Genomic DNA, 18703 nt, shown 5'->3' on the forward strand with positions numbered 1-18703 from the left:
AATGCCGCCGCGAATTCTGTTCTAGATAGAGACCAAAACTTTCCGGCTTTCAGACAATACAAATAAATAGAAGGTGATGCTAAGCTCCAAGGCCCTGCCTTCATTTAATTGAATAACATCTTGGCTTTCACTATACACCGTGTTTGACTACAAAAGGTGCCCTAGTACATAAGCCAGCATATGTGCTATGCCCACAAAAAAGCCGCGCCTCTTGCAGGAGGCGCGACTCGTACTCTTCACTCACTCTTATGCGTAAATCCTTAGTATACTTCCAGCGACCGACTGTACGAGTTGTTGTCTTCCAGCCATTCCTTCAGCTTTTTGTCGGAGTCGATGGTGGCTCGCACGGTGGTTTTGCCGGCGGTCGGGGTTTGCCAGGTGCTTTGCGTAGCCGGAACAAGCGTAGCCTGTCCCGGCTGGAGCGTGAGGCTGGTGCCGGGCGCGCTGGCTACGGTAGCGTTGTTCACGCTGAAGCTCAGGTTCAGCTTCTGGCCCATTACGGGGGCATTGCCCAGGTTACGCACCAGCGCGTAGAACCGCACCGCCTCCCCTGCTCTGGGGAATCGGGGCAAGCTGAATACTTCCGTTACTTTCAGATCGGGGCGGGCAGCGCCGCTTTTCAGGGTCACATCTTGGGTTAGCTGCAGCCGGTCCGAAGCACCACCGATGCGCACGGTGTAGCGGCCGGCATTTACCTGATAAGCTTTCTGCTGCTCGTTCCAGCGGTAGAAATCTTCGGCTGTAAGCTGGAAAGTCACGGTTTTCTTTTCACCGGGAGCCAGCGTCAGGCGCTCAAAGCCTTTCAACTCCTTTTTGGGCATCCACACTGGCGAGCTGTGCGTGGTCAGGTAAAGCTGAGCTACTTCGTCCCCGGCCAGCTTGCCGGTGTTCTGCACATCTACCATTACCTGCACCGGCGCACCAGCTACCAGCGAGCTGGCGGAGGTGCGCAGGTTGCTGTACTGAAAAGTGGTGTAGCTCAGGCCCGCGCCGAAGGCAAACTCCGGGGTCAGGGCTTTCTCGTCGTACCAGCGGTAGCCGTTGCCGAAGTCGTCGGTGAAGTCATCATTCCACTCGGGCAGCTGGCTGTCGGCGGTGGGCATGGTCACGGGCATGCGGCCGGCGGGGTTGTAGTCCCCAAACAGCACATCGGCCAGCGCCGTGCCGGCTTCCTGCCCGGCGTAGAAGGAGTACACCAGCCCTTTGGCGGCGGGCAGGCTTTCGTGCATGGAGCACACGCCCCCGCTTTGCAGCACCACCACCACGTTGGGGTTCACACGGGCCAGCGCCCGAATCAGGCGCTGCTGCATGCCGGGTAGTACGGTGGAGTTGTTCACCCGGTCGCTGCCACCGTTGTAGCCCTCTCCTTCCTGGGTGAGGTCGAGGCCGCCGGCAAACACCACCACATCGGCCTGGCGGGCCAGCTCGGTAGCTGCCCGGAAGCCGGTAGTGTCGATGCTGTTAATATCGCAGCCCTTGGCGTAGTATACCTTGGTAGCGCCCAGCTTGGTATCCAGTGCCTGCTTGAGGCTCACGGCGTAGGCCGGCGTCGTTTCGCTGCTGCCAAAGCAGTTCAGGTTCGACTGGTCGGCGTTGGGTCCGATAACGGCAATGTGCCTGGTTGTGCTCTTGTTGAAAGGCAGCACATTGCCCGCATTTTTCAGCAGCACCACGGACTCGCGGGCTCCCTGCAGGGCTACTTCCTGGTGGGCGGGCGTGTTGGCCGATTTAGCAGGCGTGGAAGTCGGGTAGAAATCCAGCATCCCGGCCATGATTTTGGAACGGAGCACGTTACGCACGGCCGCGTCAATCACCGTCATGGGCACTTTGCCGCTGGCGACGAGGCCGGGCAGATCTTTCTGGTAGTCGTCGGAGCCCATGCACACGTCGTTGCCGGCCACAATGGCTTTCTGGCTGTCGTGCACCGCGTCCCAGTCGGATACTACATAGAACGGGAAACCCCAGCGCTGGCGCAGCACCGTGTTCATCAGGTACGGACTTTCGGCCGCATGTTCCCCGTTGATCAGATTGTAGGAAGACATCACGCTGAGCGCGCCGCCTTCCTGCACCGCCATGCGGAAGTTGTAGCCGAACTGCTCCATCACGCCCCGGTCGGTGAAAATCTGGTTGCGGCTGTGGCGCGTGCTCTGCTTGCCTTCAATCATGAAGTGCTTGGCCGTGGCCATCACCGGCGTGGTCTGGATGCCGCGAATGATGTAGCCGCTCAGCTGCCCGATGAGGAAAGGGTCTTCGCCACCGGCCTCGGCGTTGCGGCCGGCGCGCGGATCCTGCACTATATCAAGGCAGGGGCCGAGTTGCTGATGCTTGCCATAGGCCCAGAATTCCTCACCCATGGCCTGACCCAGGCGGTACGCCAGGGCCCGGTTCCAGGTGGAAGCCACAGCCATACCCGTCGGGAACGACGAAGCCCGCTCGAAGCGCACCCCGTGGGGGCCATCGTCCATCACGAAGCCGGGCACTTTCAGCCGCTCGTTGGTGGGCGTGGTCATGAAGCCGTTGTTGTAAAGCTGGGCCAGCTTTTCCTCGGTGCTCATCTGCTGCAGCAGGCTTTCTACGCGGGCATCGGCGGTGAGAGGCAGCTGCTGCGCCTGCCCCGAGTGGTAGCCCAGCAAACCCAGCGAGAAAACAAACGCCGTACGGCGCAACGGTAACAGAATACTCAGCATGAAGCTAGCAGATGGGTGAAACTTCTGACCGCGGCTTTACTGCGGCAGTAATATTTGACGGCTGGCTTAATCAGCCTTACCCATCTTGCCGAACGTGCCCTTTCAGGCCGTACCACATGATGTAGAGGTAGCAAAGCACGGGCAGCACGAAGGCCATCCGTAGAGAGCTAGCATCGGCAATGGCTCCGAACAGCAGGGGCACCAGCGCGCCGCCCACAATAGCTACGTTCAGCAGCCCGGAAGCGGCCTCCGTATGCCGGCCCAGCCCGGCTACCGCCAGCGTGAAGATGGTAGCAAACATGATAGAGTTCATCAGCCCTACGGCCAGCAAGCTCCACATAGCTACCTGGCCGGTGCTAGCCACCGAAATCAGAATAAGTACCACTGCGCCTACGGCCGTAAAGGCCAGCAGACGGCCAGGATTCAGTTTATTGAGCAGGTAGGCGCCCAGGAAGCGGCCCACCATAGCGCCCCCCCAGTAGTAGGCCACTTTGTCGCCGGCCACTTTAGGCGCCAGACCAGCCACATCGGGCAGGTGCAGGTAGGAAACGATATGAGAACCAATGGCTACCTCCCCGCCCACGTAGGCGAAGATGCCTACTGCTCCTAGCAGCAGGTGCCGGTAGTGCCAGATCTGACGCCCGGCCTGCCCGGCCGGCTCTTCGGCGTGGGTGATGCGCGGCAGTTTCAGAAAAGCCAACAGGATGCTGATAACCAGCAGCACGCCCCCTATGGCCAGATATGGCGTTTGCACGGCACGCACATCAATGGCAGCGGCCGAGGTAGCGGTATCCAGGTCGGGCAGGTTAGAGAGAATCAGGGCTGAGCCCAACAGCGGAGCTACCGTAGTGCCCAGCGAGTTGAAGGCCTGCGTGAGGGTAAGCCGGGCCGGCGCTGACTGGGGCGGGCCCAGAATAGCCACGTAGGGGTTGCCGGCTACCTGCAACAGGACTACCCCGGTAGCCAGTACAAATAAGGCAGCCAGAAAGAACCCGTAGGAACGGCTGTCGGCGGCCGGGTAAAACAGGAAGCAGCCCAGCGCCGCTACCATAAATCCTACCAGCATGCCGCCTTTGTACCCGATGCGCTGCACCAGAAATCCTGCAGGGATACCCATGAAGAAGTAGGCCCCGAAGAAGCACAGGTTGATGAGGTTGGCCTGCGCGTAACTCAGGTCGAAAATGGCCTTGAGGTAAGGAATCAGGATGTCGTTCAGACAGGTAATGAACCCCATCATGAAAAACAGGACCGTGAGCGAAGCCAGAGCCGACGTGTAGCGAGGCGATGCCCCCGAAGGGTCGGTAGTGGCGGGGGCAGAAACTGAGGAGGGAGCGGCCAGAGCCATAGTCGAGCGAAAAAAAGGTGAGCAAACAGCCCGGGAAGGGCACAAAATAGCCTATACCCGGCCGGTGCGACGGCAGCCGACCGGGTATAGGCTGATCAGGAGCGGAGTGGCAAAGCTATAGCAATATTAATGTTGCCCACCTAGTTTCTGCGTGGTTACCTGTCCGCCCGTTTCAAGAGGCAGTTGGTACAGAGTGCAGGTAGATGTTTTCATCATGCTAGAAAGTGATTAGATGCTGGTTTCAGTAATTCCTGAGTTGTCGCAAACAAAAATGAAAGCAGCCGGACAGCCGGCAAAGCAGCCCAAACAAAGCAGTCCAAACGAAATAGCACCTTCTCTGAGGAAAGCGGCTTTTCTGCTGTTCCTAAAGGGCCGGCGTGCTCCCCTTACATTGCTACGCCGGCCCCGGAACCGAACCAACGAGGCAGAGCCTGCGCCGGGGCGGATAAACAGCGGGTGGGGCGTCTCCCCTGCCCGCTATGTTTTATTCTGCTTTCATGCGATAGATACGCACGTAATCCACCAGCATACGCTGCGGAAAGGCGGTTTCGTCGATGCCTTTAGCGCCACCCCACTCGCCTCCCACCGCTACGTTCAGCAGCAGGTGAAACGGGTGGTCCCAGGGCCAGACTTCCCAGCCCGTGCGCTCGTTGGTGCTGGTGAAATACGCCTTGTCATCCACAAAGGCCGTAATGGATTCGGGCGTCCATTCCACCGCATATACATGAAATGCGCTGGTGGCATCAGCCACCTGAATGGTAGCCGTTTTTTGGTTGTTGGTACGGAAGTAGTATTTGTTGCAGTGGGTGGAAGCGTGTACCACACCGGGGTCATACCCTACGTACTCCATAATGTCAATTTCGCCGTTATCAGGCCAGCTTTTATTGCCGTACGGCCAATCATCGGGCAGCATCCAGATGGCAGGCCAGATGCCGCGCCCCCCTGGCAGCTGCGCCCGGATTTCAAAGCGGCCGTAGGCCTGGCTACCTCCTTTTCCGGCGCCCCCAAGCGAAACCAGCCGAGCAGATGTATAGGCGTTACCCGGGTTCAGCTGCTCACGCCGCGCTTCTATCACTAGGTTGCCATTCTCAACGCGGGCGTTTTCCGAACGGGCCTTGGTGTAAAACTGTAGCTCCCTGTTTCCCCAGCCGCTACCACCTTCGTCGTAGCCCCATTTAGCTGGGTCGGGCAGGCCATTCTGGTCAAACTCATCCTGCCAGGCTAGTTCCTTGAAAGTGTATTTGATGGCAGTAGAGCCGCCGGTAGTACCAGTACCTTTGGGCGGCGTCAGTGGCGTAGTACAAGCCCCAGTCGCCAGCAAGCCCTCCAGCAGCAAGACAGAAAGCGAATTTCGCAGCTTCATTAGCAAGAGGTTACAAACGAGCAGTAAGGGGCGCTACCGCCACTAAAAAGCATACGGAAGAATTCCACCTGTTTTGAGTGGATACTGCTAGCCGAAAACAAAGTGAGAAAATATCAACAGCGGCTGAATAACAGCCGGAGGATTCGCAGGGAACACGACCAGATGGCCGTAGTAGTACTCCGGGTTGTGGCCACGCAATGGCCCCTGTCTGCCGGTGTACTGTCAGACTCAGTAGAGAAGCAGTGCTTATGTCTACATTGCCACGCAGCATTTATAGCCCCCGCAGCAAGGCAAGTACACTTAACAAGTTCTCTTAGTTAGGTAGCAGCACCCCGGCGGTATCCGCCGGGGGCTACTTCCTAAACCAGTGCTGTGCGGTTGCAGCTCCGCCCGTCGGGGCATTGTTTCCCACCCAGCATCCGACGGGTGCGCACTGGTTTACTTGGTGTCCTTGTACTGGTAAAAACGAACGTAATCAACCCGCATCTGCTGCGGAAAAACGGTAGAGCCGTTGGGGTTACCGTCAAAGTTGCCGCCCACCGCAACGTTCAGAATCATGAAGAACGGGTTGTTGAACGGGTTGGGTGAAGCGTTACCTGGCGAGAACGAAAAGACTTCCCGGCCATCTATGTACGTCCGGATCAGGTCTTTGCTGCGCACCATGCTGTACAGGTGGTAATCGTCGGCGTAGGTACCTTCGGCCAGTGTCTGCCACTGGTTGCTTTTGTACTCACGGTTACCCATGCTGTTGGCGTAGTGCATCGTCGACAGCACCTGGTTGGGTTGGCTGCCTTTCATTTCCATGATGTCGATTTCGCCGCACACCGGCCAGTTCACCTGGTCGATGTTGGAACCCAGCATCCAGATAGCCGGCCATATTCCGCGGCCCTTGGGCAGCTTGGCGCGAACGTCGATACGGCCAAACTGAAAATCCTTTTTGCCTTTGGTAATGAGGCGGGCCGAGGTGTACTGATTGGTTCCGCTAGCCTGTTTGGCTTCAATTACCAAATCACCACCCGTTAGGAAAGCATTTTCGTTGGAGTTGGTGTAAGTCTGTAACTCATTGTTGCCCCAGCCGCCGCCGCCCTGCTCCCGCGTCCATTTCGACTCATCCAGTGAACCTCCGTCGAACTCGTCGCTCCACGCTAGTTCAGTGTACGCGGCGTAGTCGCGGGCTTCGGCGTTGGTTTCGGCTACGGGTGTAGGAAGAGGGGTTGGTCCCGGCTTTACTTTCTCATCCGTGCAGCTCTGGGAAACCAGGACCAGCGCTAAGCTGGCCCCGGCCCACAGGATTCGGTTGATAAAAAGGAGGTTTTTTTTCATGTCAAGAATGAAAGATGAAGTTTGTAGCTCCCCAACCTTAGGGCTTAGCTACAAGTTTCATCTGGAATACGGTACCGCTTGGGCGCCCGGCCCGGATAACCATGTGCGTATCGTCGATGGAGATGATGCGGTACGTTAGGTCTGGAGCGTCCGTCACGCCAATGAAGGTGCCGGCTTTCTTGAACTCAAACATGGCAATACCTTCGCCATCGGCAGGCCCGAACGAGAAGTCAGACGTACCCGAGCGGGGTGCCTGGCATGCGTAAGGCCCGGCCACGTAGGTTTCTCCTTTGGCGTTGTACGTGAATTTATCTGATGCCGAGAAGGTATATTCGTCGTCCGACTGGCAAGTCGGCAACTCTCCGGCTTTTACTCCGGGGAAATAAGCTGACGGATTGCTCTCGGTGCCTACCACGATGGGGGCATCCACGTCATTCTGCAGCATCCACGTCTTGGAAGTAGCACCGGTCAGCAGCAGCTTCACCCGGTCCAGAGCTGAGAGCTGAGGACGGTACGAGTACTGGGTGAAGGTGCCATCGGCATTTTCCGTACGCAGTTTCAACGTCGTTTCTGACACTTCAACTATTTCATAGGTGCGGCTTTTGGTAGGCGTGGTTTCGCCGATAAAGGAGCCTTCCTTCTGCAGCGTAATCTTGCCACCGGTAGTACCGGTAGGCGTGAATATGAAGTCGGAAGTACCGGTTTTGGCGTCACCACAGGCGCCGTTCGAGTAAGTCTGGTCACCGGCGCTGTAGCTGTAAGCATAGGTGCTGGTGAAGGTCACCTCATCATCAGCCTGGCAGGCTGGAATGCCACCAGCTTCTGAGGACGACAGCACCGTAGTACCATCGGCGGCGTACTTGGTAATGGCGCCGGCCTGATTCGACAGAATCCAGGCCCGGTTGCCGGTGGTGGTGCTGTTGGTCAGGCCCACGAAAGCCGGGCTGGTAGGCGCTGCTACAACCACGTTCGTGGCTTCGGAGAAGCCCGTGCCCCCGCGGCCAGCCGAGATGAGCGTGACTTTGTACGTGCCGGGGCGCTTGTAAACGTGTGTTACGTTCTGGCCTTTCTCCAGGGGCGAACCATCGCCAAAATCCCACTGGTAAAGAAATCCGTCCTTAGTGGTATTGGTGAAGTTTACAACTGTTGGAAACTCCGTCGTTTTTACGGTTGTGGTAAAGCTGGCCTGCGGAGCCGAACCTTCCAGCGTGTAATCGTCGCCTTCCTTTTCACAGGAGGTAAGCAGGGCGGGTGCCAACATCAGCCCCAACATTGCTACGCGTACTATATGTTTCATGGGAATTCAGAGAAATGAAGGAGAACTGAAACCAGCCGGCCCGCTGGCGCGGACCGGCCAGTCAGCTATTAATAACCAGGGTTTTGCGTCAGGCCGGGGTTTACATCCAGTTCCTGCTGAGGCAGAGGCAGGATAATGTTGTGCGCCTTGATGCCTTTCTTCTTGAGCTCAGGCGAGGTGAACAGTTCGCCGGTGCGCTTCATATCAAACCAGCGGTCCATCTCGAAGGCCAGTTCGTATTTGCGCTCACGCCGTACGGCTGCTTTGAAGACGTCAGCATTCGTAGAAGTGATGTCGTGGCTGCCGGGCGTGTTGATGGGCTGGCCAAAGGCGCGGCGGCGCACCTTGTTCAGTGCTTCCAGACCTTCCGGGGTGGGGCCTACTCCTTCAGCAAGAATCAGGTACATCTCAGCCAGACGCAGAACCGGGATGTTCAGCTCCGAGTCCCAAATGTTCGTATTGACTGAACCTACAAAGTATTTTTTCAGCCCAAAGCCATTAGGCGAGCCGGGCAGCGAGTTCGGCTGCTTGCGGCCATCGGGATACGCGTCGCCGGGCTTCCAGATAGTCACGTCGCGGCGCATGTCGCCATCCTCGTAGCCGGCCACAAACTCCGGCTCCGGAATATTGAAGCCGTAGCCGCCCTGGGGCACGATGCCCTGGCCGCGGGGGCCGAAGAACTCGTTGCCGCTGAAGCCCGGACCATCCGTAGTCCACTGGTTGCGGCCGGAGATGAACTGTGCCTCAAACAGCGACTCTTTGCCGTTCTCATTGGCTACTTTGAAGTTGTCGCCGTAGTTGTCCCACAGCGTTTTACCGCTGGAGGAAATAACCGACCGAGCCTGGGTAGCTGCGTCGGCGAGCTTACCCTCAGTCAGGTACACCTTGGCCAGCAAGCCCGTAGCCGACCATTTAGTGGCCCGGCCAATGTTGTCGCCACTGTGCGAAGCGGGAAGTTTGGTTATGGCATCCTTCAGGTCAGCTTCGATCTGAGCATAAACCTGAGCAGCAGGTGTACGCGGGATATTTACTTCATCCAGCGTTCTGGGGGGCTTGGTCAGCAGGGGCACGTCGCCATACACCCGCACCAGGTCAAAGTAGTACTTCGCCCGCAGGAAGGCGGCTTCGCCAAGGCAGCGCTGCTGAATAGCAGGGTCGATGCTCATGCCCGGCACTTTCTCCAGCACGATGTTGGCGCGGCCAATGCCCACGAAGCAGGAGCCCCACATGCGGTTTACGAGCGGGTTGGTCGGAGCAATGTTGAAGTTGTCCAATTGCTGGTACTCGAAGCCATCCTGGCCGCCGCCACCACCAGTGGTCGACAGGTCAGACATGATGTCGCCAATACCCCAGAGCGCCGCGTTGTACTGGCCGGTCGTCAGCAACTCGCCGTAAGCGGCAGTGGTAGCCTGAATGGCATCCGTCTCCGTTTTGTAGAAGTTAGCGTCCGTAACGCTGTCGTTGGGGGTTTCCGACAGGAATTCTTTGCCGCAGCCACTGAGCAACCCCAAAGTGAGTAGCCAGGCCCCGCAGGTGTATTTTGTGATGGTTGCCATCGTCTTGTTTAGTAGCTAGTAAGGGAAATTAAAAACCAAAGTTGATGCCTGCCAGGAACACCCGCGGCTGCGGATAGATTCCCAGGTCAACTCCGCGCGAACCTACCTCGGGGTCAAAGCCGGTGTATTTGGTCAGCGTCAGCAGGTTTTGGGCTGAGGCGTAAACGCGCAACTGCTTGGCGCTGAGACGCCCCATAATGGACTCGGGCAGGGTGTAGCCCAGCGTCAGGACCTTGATGCGCATGTAAGAACCATCTTCCAGGAAGTAAGATGAAACGCGCAGGTTGCGGTTGGGGTCAGAGTTGCTGCCACCTGCTGCACGGGGTACGTCGTTGCTGGTGCCGGGGCCAGTCCAGCGACCCAGCACGCGGGTGCTGCCGTTGCTGTTGCTGTACAGGGCGCTTTCCAGAATTACGCGGTTATCGTTGTAGATTTTGTTGCCCTGGGAGCCTTGCAGGAACACATTCAGGTCGAAGCCCATCCACGACACCGTGTTGTTGAAGCCGTAAGTGAACTTGGGGTTGGGGTTGCCGATGAAGGTGCGGTCTTTATCATCGATAACGTTGTCACCGTTCACATCCTTGAAGCGGATGTCGCCGGGGGCGGCCCCAGGTTGCGAAGCGTGGCTGGCTACATCTTCCGGCGTCTGGAACAGGCCATCGGCCACGAAGCCGTAGAAGGAGCCGAAAGCTACGCCTTCATCGTAACGCAGGATCGTACCGCTCAGGCCAGCCAGGTCGTTGTAAGGCTGTCCTACGCCCAGCTTGTCCAGCTTAGTTTTGTAAGCCGACAGAGTGAGGTTGGTCGTCCAGTTCAGCCCCCGGCCCGTACCGCGAATGTTGTTCGAAGTCAGCGCGAAGTCAATACCCCGGTTGTAAGCCGACGCAGCGTTGCGGTTTACGTTCTCGTAAGTACCCGACACCAACGAAACCGGTACGCCGGCAATCAGGTTGGGCGAGTTACGGTTGTAGAGGTCAATAACGGCTTCGAAGCGGTTGTCGAGGAAGCCCATGTCCAGACCTACGTTGATCTGGTCGTTGTTTTCCCAGCGCAGGTCAGCATTTGCCAGGCGGGTGGGGGCGGCACCGGTCTGAAGCGTTTGAGTGGCTCCCAGCGGATAGTTGATGCCGGAGTTGATGGTATACAGGTAAGCAAAGCGGCCCGCATTGTTGGGGTTGCCTACCCGGCCGTAACCAGCGCGCAGCTTCAGGTTGCTCACGAAGCGGTTCTCCTTCATGAAGTCCTCTTCTGAAATCCGCCAGCCCACCGATACACCCGGGAAGAAGCCAAACTGCTTGCCGGGAGCGAAAGCGCTGGAACCGTCGTAGCGGGCAATTGCCTGGAACAGGTACTTGCCGCCGAAATCGTAGTTGATACGAGTGAAGTAGCTGGCCAGGTGCTGAGGTACTTGTACTCGACCCGAGTTGGCTAGCTGCGTGTTGATAGGCCCTGAGTTGATGCCTTGCAGGTCGTTGCGGGCGTAGCCGGTGCGGTAGGCTTCTACGTTGCTGTAGTTGAACTCCTGCGCCGACTGACCGAGCAGCACCGTGAGTTGGTGCTTATCGCCAAACAGGTGGTCGTAGGTCAGGGTGTTCTCAATCAGGTAGCTAGGCGCGTAGGAGGACGTAGCGGAAGCCCCGGCTGTAGCCTGAGTGTAGCGCGTGCTGTAGGTTTCAGGCCCGTTGGGCGTGCTCACCGTCAGTACCGGTACCCCGGGACGGAAGGCGTTATACTGGTCGAAGATGAAGTCAGCGCCCACGTTGGTGCGGAAGCGCAGACCTTTCACCGGCTCCAATTCGGCGAAGAAGGTAGTGAGGGCCCGGTTCCGCTTGAAGCGCTGGTTCGTGATAGTAGCCGAAGCCAGCGGGTTTTCCTCTACGAAGTTGTCCTGCAGACCGCGCGGCTCGTAATAATAGCCATCGGGGCGATACACCGGAATGATCGAAGGAATCCGGATGGCCTGCTGCACTGTACCGTAGTTACCGCTGTTAGAGGTAATCTGCCGGTCGTTGAGGTGCGTAAGCGAGATGCTGTTGCCCAGCTTCAGAATCCGGTTTACCTGGATGTCGCCGTTGGCGCGCAGGGTGAAACGCTCAAAGTCCGAACCGATAATGGTACCATCCTGCTGGAAGTAGCTACCTGATACGGCAAAGCGCGCTACATCACTGCCGCCTGTGGCCGACAGGGAATAGTTCTGAATTGCAGCCCGGCGGAATACTTCATCCTGCCAGTCAGTGCCTTCGCCCAATGCAGCGGGGTTTTTCAGGCGCTCAACTACGATAGGGTCGCCGGAAGCCAGGCGGTTTTCATTGTTGATAACCGCGTATTCCTCGGCGCTCAGCAGGCTAAGCTTGCGCCATACCTGTTGAATTCCCCGGTAAGCATCCAGGTTGATGCTGGATACCCCAGCTTTACCCCGCTTGGTCGTAATAAGCACTACCCCGTTGGCAGCCCGAACCCCGTAAATAGCGGTAGCCGACGCGTCCTTCAGGATGTCGATAGTTTCAATGTCATTAGGGCTGATAGCGTTTAGCTGGTTTTCACCACCATCAGGCAGCGGGAAGCCATCTACTACGTACAGCGGGTTGTTGTTGCCGGCAGAAGTAATACCGCGTACCCGCACGGAGGTACCAGCGGCGCCACCCGGAGCACCACCATTCGAGGTTACCGTTACCCCCGCTGCGCGGCCCTGCAGGGCCTGGGTAGCATCGGCCACGGGCTGCGACGAAATTTCCCGGGCCGATACTGAGGAAACGGCACCCGTTACGGTGGCACGCTCCTGCGTACCATACCCCACCACTACTACCTCACTCAAGGCCTGAGTGTCTTCAAACAGGGTGATGTTCTGATTGGTAGAACCGCCTGCGGGTACAGCTACCTCTTTACGAACGAAACCAACAAAGCTGAAAACCAGCGTGCTGTTCTCGGGGGCAGTAATAAGATAAGTACCATCAGAATTTGTGGTAGTACCTAAGCTAGTGCCCTTCACTACCACGGTTACGCCGGGTAATGGAGTACCATTTTCCTGCAGCACCTTCCCGGAAACCGTTACATCGGCTAAACGAGAAGATACAATGGCGGCCGGAGAAGTGGGCAGCCCAGGGCTGCCTACTGCCGATAGTGCCAGTGCCGGCCACCCTAGAACGGACAGAAACGCCGCTCTCTGAAGTAGTTGTGCGTAAGAGTGTTGGGTCATGAAGGTAGGGTTTGGGAAGGGTAAGTTCAAAAGGTTTTCAGCTGTCGGCCGGGAGTACCGGCATAGTGCTGTTAAAGGTTATATCACAAAGTCTGAAGAGGCGGCAGACGCTTAAAACTCAATTCTTTTACACAAGATCATTGACTGTCGTCCAGTTGTTGCCATCGATTGCGGGGTAAAATCTAACGATTTTATCATGGTTTGCAATCCTTTGCGGAATAGAAAACTCAGCATTGTGATTTTCGTAGTGAATGATAAGCAACCATTATAAGGTCGATACTTCTCTACTAAAACTTCCAAGCATCGATTCTGGTAGGAGGCTGCCAATAATTGAGCTTTAGAAGTGGCTCAAATATATCGTTCATTGTTTGGCAAATGCAAGCATAAAAACCCGCTTTAAACGCTTTAAACAATGTTTTTCACGTTAATGCACAAAAATTCATTACGCTTAGAACACACAATGACCTATTGCTTTTCCTCCTATATACCTCAGAAATGGCTTTTGACAGGCTAGAAGCATCGGCTAAAAAACAATAAAAAAAATGCGGGAGTATCCCGCATTTCTCTGTCTTTTTTTGATCAGGAGTCAATTATGGACCAATAGGGAGCAAACCAGTAGTGAGCCTTTACTTACCAGGCTAGTCCTGCTCCTCCTCCACGGGCACTGTGTCATCCAGCAAAACATGGGTCCAGCCTTCGGTTTCCTCGTAATCAGAAGCCAGCCGACGGCGCTGCATGGCATCCAGCACTTTCTGCATAAAGCTCCAGCAAGTAGCCTGACGCAGGTCCAAAACTCGTGAGAGCTCCTGTGAGGAATAGGTGCCTTTGTGAGTATGTATCAAAAAGACAGCATAAAGTGCTTTCACAATTGAGAATTTACACTTTTGAAAGAGAGTGTACGCAGTGGCCGACTCTACATAGCGACAGCGGGTGCAGCGACGCGAGTGAGGCTCGCGACCATCACAGTATTTCTCGTGCCCGCATTTCCGACACCGGTAACCATGAGCCCATTTCAGGTCGGCCAGGTATACTAGGCAAGCTTCCTTATCAGGATAGATGCGGCTGAACTCGCCGAAATCAACTTCTTTGGAAAGTACCCGGGCTGTTTGTGTCTGGTATAAGTCACGTTGCAGATCGGTATTCAGCTTCTCGATTGCAGCCGATTGCAGAGCCAGCAGCCCATTTGCCTGGAGCAGCTCCCGGTTTTGGGCGACAATAGTTTCGCTCTGACGATGCAGTTCTTCCGTACGCTTAGCTACCTGAGCTTCGAGGTCTGAGTTCAACTGATCTTTCAACTCCTGATTTTGCCGCAGTTGCTCCACCAGTTGATCCTGGGCATGGTGACGTTTGCGGAGTTGCTTTACCAGCTTTTCCTGGGCCCGTATAGTAGCATCCTTGATTCCCTTTATTTTATCGCCTAATGCATACGATAACACGGCCACTTCAAGAACCAGCGCCATATTCATGCTGTAGACCGTGAAGGCATTGGTAAAGAAGTTGATGCCTAGCTTGCGGGTAATCAAAAACAATACACTAATGGCTACCAGCGCGTGCGCCAGCAAGAAGTAGCGGGCAGGCTTAAAACCCTTCCAGTATACCTGAAGGGCGGCATAGTAGATCATTCCGTACGGCAGCATATATAACCAGAAGCTCATCCCCGTCTGCAACACAAGCATGTCCAGCAGCAATAGCCCGGCACTAATGAGCACGACCATCCGGGTAAGTCGGTCGTAGCGCGGCAGCTGCTGGGGGGCATCCAGAAACATGCGGGCATAGTAGCTGAAGGTAAGCAGCAGCAGCAAAGGCGTACCCGTATTCACTAATTCGTTCATCCAAGGCCAGTTAGGCCACAGAAACTGAAACCCTAGTCCATCCTCCGACAAGAACAACAGGCTACAGCTGAGTACATACAGCACATAACGAAGGTAGGTCTGCTCACCAATGAAGAGGTAAATACACAGATTGTACACTACCATAATAAACAGAATACCATAAAACGCTCCGAGCAGGCCATACTCCGTTTGGGTATGCGCAGCCAGTAGCTGCTCGTTGCGCAAACGTGACAGGAAAGAGGTTTTTGAAGTTGATTGAAACTTCAGGTAATACGTCTGGGTTTGACCGACCTGCAGCGGCAACGTAAACAGAAAATTCTTGTATGGATACTGGCGCGATGCAAATGGCCGCTTAGCGCCCGTGTAGATGCTGTCGTAACGGCCGGCTTCGGTAGGACGGTAACAGGTGATGTAGCCGATATGTGAGTCGAATATTTCTAGGTACCAATGTTGCTCGGCTCGGTTGGTATTATGCAATGTTACGCGCATCCAGTAGGTAGAACTGGTATTGCGGATGGCCCGGTTATCGGGGTGGTTGGCGTTGAAGCGGCTGTTCAAGGGCTCTTGCCGCACTTGCGCCAGTGTAAGCTTATTCGTGGGATCTTCTAAAATGCTGTAAAAGCCAGGGTCAACAAACAATTCACCCAGGCCTTTTTGCAAGCGCAGTGTGTCTTCGGCGGGATGATGTGGCGTGGCCTGGGCTACCAGAACCCCATTCGCCAACAGGCAACAGACCACCAGAGGGCGCCACATGAGAGAAAACCGAATAAGAAACCGATAGTACATGATTGGTGTGATTAGAGCCGCCCAATTTACTAAACCAGTACAAGTAACCACTCACTCAAAGATGGCAGAAGCCAGAAATCGACTTTCTGTATCTAGCGCATAGCTCCAGTCATACCAGAGGCAGGCACTGCAGGTCGTTCAAATCTCAGCCAGCTTAGCCGGGCCCCGGGTTGCGCGGTTACGATGCGCACCTGGTGCTCCCCGGCAGGAAGGGTGCCGCCCGGCACGGTAAGCGTAACCCAGCTACCGTTCTGACCGGTAGGCGGCACGGTAATTTCGGTTAGCGGCTGCCCATCCAGCAACACCTGCAACACTGCAGCAGATGAGGTAGCATTAGCGACCCGGGCCTGCACCTGACAGGCACCGGGCTGGGTTACGGACACGGAATATTGCAGCCATTCGTTTGGCTCCAGCAGGTCTACGGCCACATTGTGCGCCATGGGGTCAGCTACTTCACTCAGGTCGACGCCGTCGTTGCGATACTGACTGCCCAGGTTCCAGTTTTCCCGCTGCACAAACTCGGTTCGCTGCGAATAAGTATCCTGATAAGCTAATCCGGCGCGGCCCAGGTCATAGTGCGCGGCTACCAGCAGGCCAGGCAGTTGCTGCTGAGCATTGAAAGCCCGGGCGCCTTCTACCGGACGAATTAGCGCCTGCACTACGTCGCGGTTTATCTTGTTGTGTTTGAACTGGGCATTGCGCAATAAGGCGGTTCGGCCAGCGGGGGTAAGAATACTACCGTAGTCGGGCAGCGAAAAGATGCCTGTAGTAGCCTCTACGCGCTTAATATTCCAGTGGCACCAGCCAATGTTCAGCTTATTAAGCTCGGTCACAGCGGCGGCAAACCACTCATTTGCATTTTCTCCCGTCTCCCCTACCCACACGGGTACCTGCCATTGGTCGCGGAAAGCGGCCAGGTTCCGAAACAGGTTGATCTGGTTAGGGTTTGGGTCGCCAGCGGTAGCCTCGTTGGTGCACCAGTAGCGATGGGCATTGTAAACCAGATTGGGGCGAAGCGCTTCGGGGAGCTTATCCGGCGTCAGGTTGGTGTACTCGTTGCCATACCCGTTGCCTTCCAGCATCAATAGGTGCTGGTCGCTCTGGCCGCGCACAGCTTCCAGCAAGCGTATATATAAGGTACGCAGTTCCTGATTATCGTCACTCAGCCCATTTTTCGCACTTAGCCCGTGCGGCTCATTGATCAGATCATAAATGGCAATGCGCGCATCCTGACGGTAGCGGGCAGCCAGTTGTTTCCACAGCTGCACGGTCGCATCCTGGTACACCAATCGGCCTTTGCTGTCGCGGCGCTTCCACAGGTCCAGCGGCGCCATGTTATCATTGATATTGCGGTCAACGCCCTGGCCACCAGGGGCGGCGTGCAAATCCAGCACTACGTACAGGTTACGGGCTCCGCACCAACGCAGTACATCATCCAGATGCCGGAAGCCTTCGAGGTTGCGGCCGGTGAACAGCTGACCGCGGTCATTCCAGGCGGCTATGGAATCGGCATAGGCGGCGCGCAGAGCTGGCTTTAGAAGCGCCTGTCGCCGGAACGCCCGTTGCCTGGGCGTTAGAAACAGATCATAATGAAACGGCACCCGGACGCAGTTGAAACCCTGATCCGCCAGGAAATCGATATCAGCCTTGGTTACAAAGCTGTTGCGGAAGCGCCGGTAGAAATCTTCTACTTTCTTCTCCGGCATGGTGCGCAACAGCGCCGCCTGAATCCGCCCTTGCGAGTTCAATGTATCAGTACGTAGTATATAGCTTTCCTGCAGCAACCAGCCGCCCACATTCACGCCACGCAATACCACCTTCTGACCGTGGACATCCATCATATCGGGGCCTTGCGCCCGCAGGAGCTGCTGCCCGACAACCGGTGCTGTTCCCGCACTCGCCCAACACAGCATTACCAGCACAACCCGTAGCCGTAGTGCTTTTACGGTGTGGATCCACTTGCTTTTACCAAACATAGAAAGCTCCCTTGCTGAGGGTATAATTTCCCCAACCCAACTCATACACGAGCTGAACCAGAGAAAACCAGAAATGCGGGGAGACTCCTAAGCGGTAACTTAAACGATTGCGGAACTCAGAAGACAGCAGGTGTCATAACTGATACTCAATCCAGAAAGCAGACTTTAGGTAGCAGGTCAAAATAACGCTATGTGTGTGGAAAAAGCAAGCCATCCATTCCCTGCTTTCACCAGAATTAGCCTTTGCGTTTAAATGGCAAAAACATCTATGCGCTTACTTCACACCTCCGTCTCAGGTATTGCCTTAGTGTTAAGACACCTACTTTGTTTAGAAGGCTGAAATAATTCCTAAAAAATAACAATGCCTGTGTGAGCACCAGCCCTGGTGGTGCCAAAATCTTGTCAGACTATAAGACCTGCCCCAGGCCAAATAACAGGGTGAAAAGTAATGTGGTCATAGCCATCTGTTTGAGCAGGGGGTCGAGCTGCGCAGAATCCTGCCGCTGCCACACCAGCCGGGCATTGCGCAGGAGCAATGGGGCAGAAAGAACGAACAGCCACTGCCAGGGTGAATGATATGTAAAAGCCACGTACAGCAGCGCACATCCAAAGCCCAGCAACAAAAGCAGCCAATGGTACTGTCGGGCTTTCACCGGGCCCAGCCGCACAGGAATCGTAATCTTACCCGCCAGGGCGTCGGAGCGGATGTCGCGGATGTTGTTGACGTTGAGTACGGCCGTGGCGAAGCAGCCCAGGGCAGCGGCCGGCAGCAGAACCGGCAGCGTAAGGGCGCGCGTTTGCAGGAAATACGTACCGCAAACACCTACTATCCCGAAAAAAACGAACACCGACAGGTCGCCCAGGCCCGCGTAGCCATACGGCTTTGAGCCCGCCGTATAGTTGATGGCAGCCCATATAGCTGAGAGGCCCAGCACGAAAAATGCCGCAAAAACCCAGGCTCCTGCCGTGCCCAGGGCCACCCATAGCAATGCCAGCCCGCTCAGCAACGACATTAGCCCAAACAGGCCCATGCCACGCTTCATCTGAGCCGGACTGATGGCTCCACTTTGCACCGCCCGTTGCGGCCCTTCTCGGTGCACGCTGTCGGCACCATTTTGGGAGTCACCGTAGTCATTGGCCAGATTGCTCAGAATTTGGAGCAGAATCGTAGTCAGTGCGGCCAGGCCCACTATTTCGGGCCGGAATTGGCCGTGGCTGGCAGCCAGAAAGCCTCCGGCCATAATACTGGCCAGCGCCAGCGGTAAGGTGCGCGGCCGAAAAGCCGATAGCCAGGCTTTGGCAAAACTACCCGAAGCAACCGGCGCGGTAGAGGAAGGCATAA

General features: G+C 56.1%; 10 protein-coding genes. All 10 read right to left on the reverse strand.

The genetic code is table 11. The annotated features are described in order from the left end of the window. Window positions 1–260: 260 nt before the first annotated feature. The 10 genes from I5L79_RS19245 to I5L79_RS19290 all read right to left on the reverse strand — a co-directional run bounded on the left by I5L79_RS19245 (window position 261) and on the right by I5L79_RS19290 (window position 18701). Window positions 261–2687, reverse strand: coding sequence for a glycoside hydrolase family 3 C-terminal domain-containing protein (locus I5L79_RS19245; protein WP_196956705.1), 2427 nt, complete (start codon window positions 2685–2687; stop codon window positions 261–263). A gap of 76 nt (window positions 2688–2763) precedes the next feature. Continuing rightward, window positions 2764–4032 carry a sugar MFS transporter gene (locus I5L79_RS19250; RefSeq protein WP_196956706.1) on the reverse strand — a complete coding sequence of 423 codons (1269 nt, stop codon included), beginning with the start codon at window positions 4030–4032 and terminating at the stop codon, window positions 2764–2766. A 484-nt stretch (window positions 4033–4516) separates the two neighbouring features. After that, entirely contained in the window at window positions 4517–5395 is an 879-nt protein-coding gene (locus tag I5L79_RS19255; protein ID WP_196956707.1) for a glycoside hydrolase family 16 protein, read from the reverse strand. A gap of 438 nt (window positions 5396–5833) precedes the next feature. Further along, on the reverse strand, window positions 5834–6718 hold the full coding sequence (locus tag I5L79_RS19260) for a glycoside hydrolase family 16 protein (RefSeq protein WP_196956708.1): 885 nt from the start codon (window positions 6716–6718) through the stop codon (window positions 5834–5836). 37 nt (window positions 6719–6755) lie between these two features. Next, window positions 6756–8015: a PKD domain-containing protein gene (locus I5L79_RS19265; RefSeq protein WP_196956709.1), complete on the reverse strand. Its 1260-nt coding sequence runs from the start codon at window positions 8013–8015 to the stop codon at window positions 6756–6758. Window positions 8016–8083: 68 nt separating this feature from the next. Continuing rightward, the gene (locus tag I5L79_RS19270; RefSeq protein WP_196956710.1) at window positions 8084–9571 is read right to left on the reverse strand and encodes a RagB/SusD family nutrient uptake outer membrane protein; all 1488 of its coding nucleotides are present in this window, start codon (window positions 9569–9571) and stop codon (window positions 8084–8086) included. A 28-nt stretch (window positions 9572–9599) separates the two neighbouring features. Beyond that, window positions 9600–12767 (reverse strand): SusC/RagA family TonB-linked outer membrane protein, encoded by a 3168-nt coding sequence (locus tag I5L79_RS19275; protein WP_196956711.1) that lies wholly within the window; start codon window positions 12765–12767, stop codon window positions 9600–9602. A gap of 638 nt (window positions 12768–13405) precedes the next feature. Further along, window positions 13406–15352: a 7TM diverse intracellular signaling domain-containing protein gene (locus I5L79_RS19280; protein ID WP_196956712.1), complete on the reverse strand. Its 1947-nt coding sequence runs from the start codon at window positions 15350–15352 to the stop codon at window positions 13406–13408. A gap of 125 nt (window positions 15353–15477) precedes the next feature. Then, window positions 15478–17226: a cellulase family glycosylhydrolase gene (locus I5L79_RS19285; protein WP_196956713.1), complete on the reverse strand. Its 1749-nt coding sequence runs from the start codon at window positions 17224–17226 to the stop codon at window positions 15478–15480. Between the two features lie 542 nt (window positions 17227–17768). Further along, entirely contained in the window at window positions 17769–18701 is a 933-nt protein-coding gene (locus I5L79_RS19290; protein WP_196956714.1) for a 1,4-dihydroxy-2-naphthoate polyprenyltransferase, read from the reverse strand. Between the last annotated feature and the right edge of the window lie 2 nt (window positions 18702–18703).

The organism is Hymenobacter guriensis, assembly GCF_015773195.1.
In the GTDB taxonomy this organism is placed as follows: Bacteria; Bacteroidota; Bacteroidia; order Cytophagales; family Hymenobacteraceae; genus Hymenobacter; species Hymenobacter guriensis.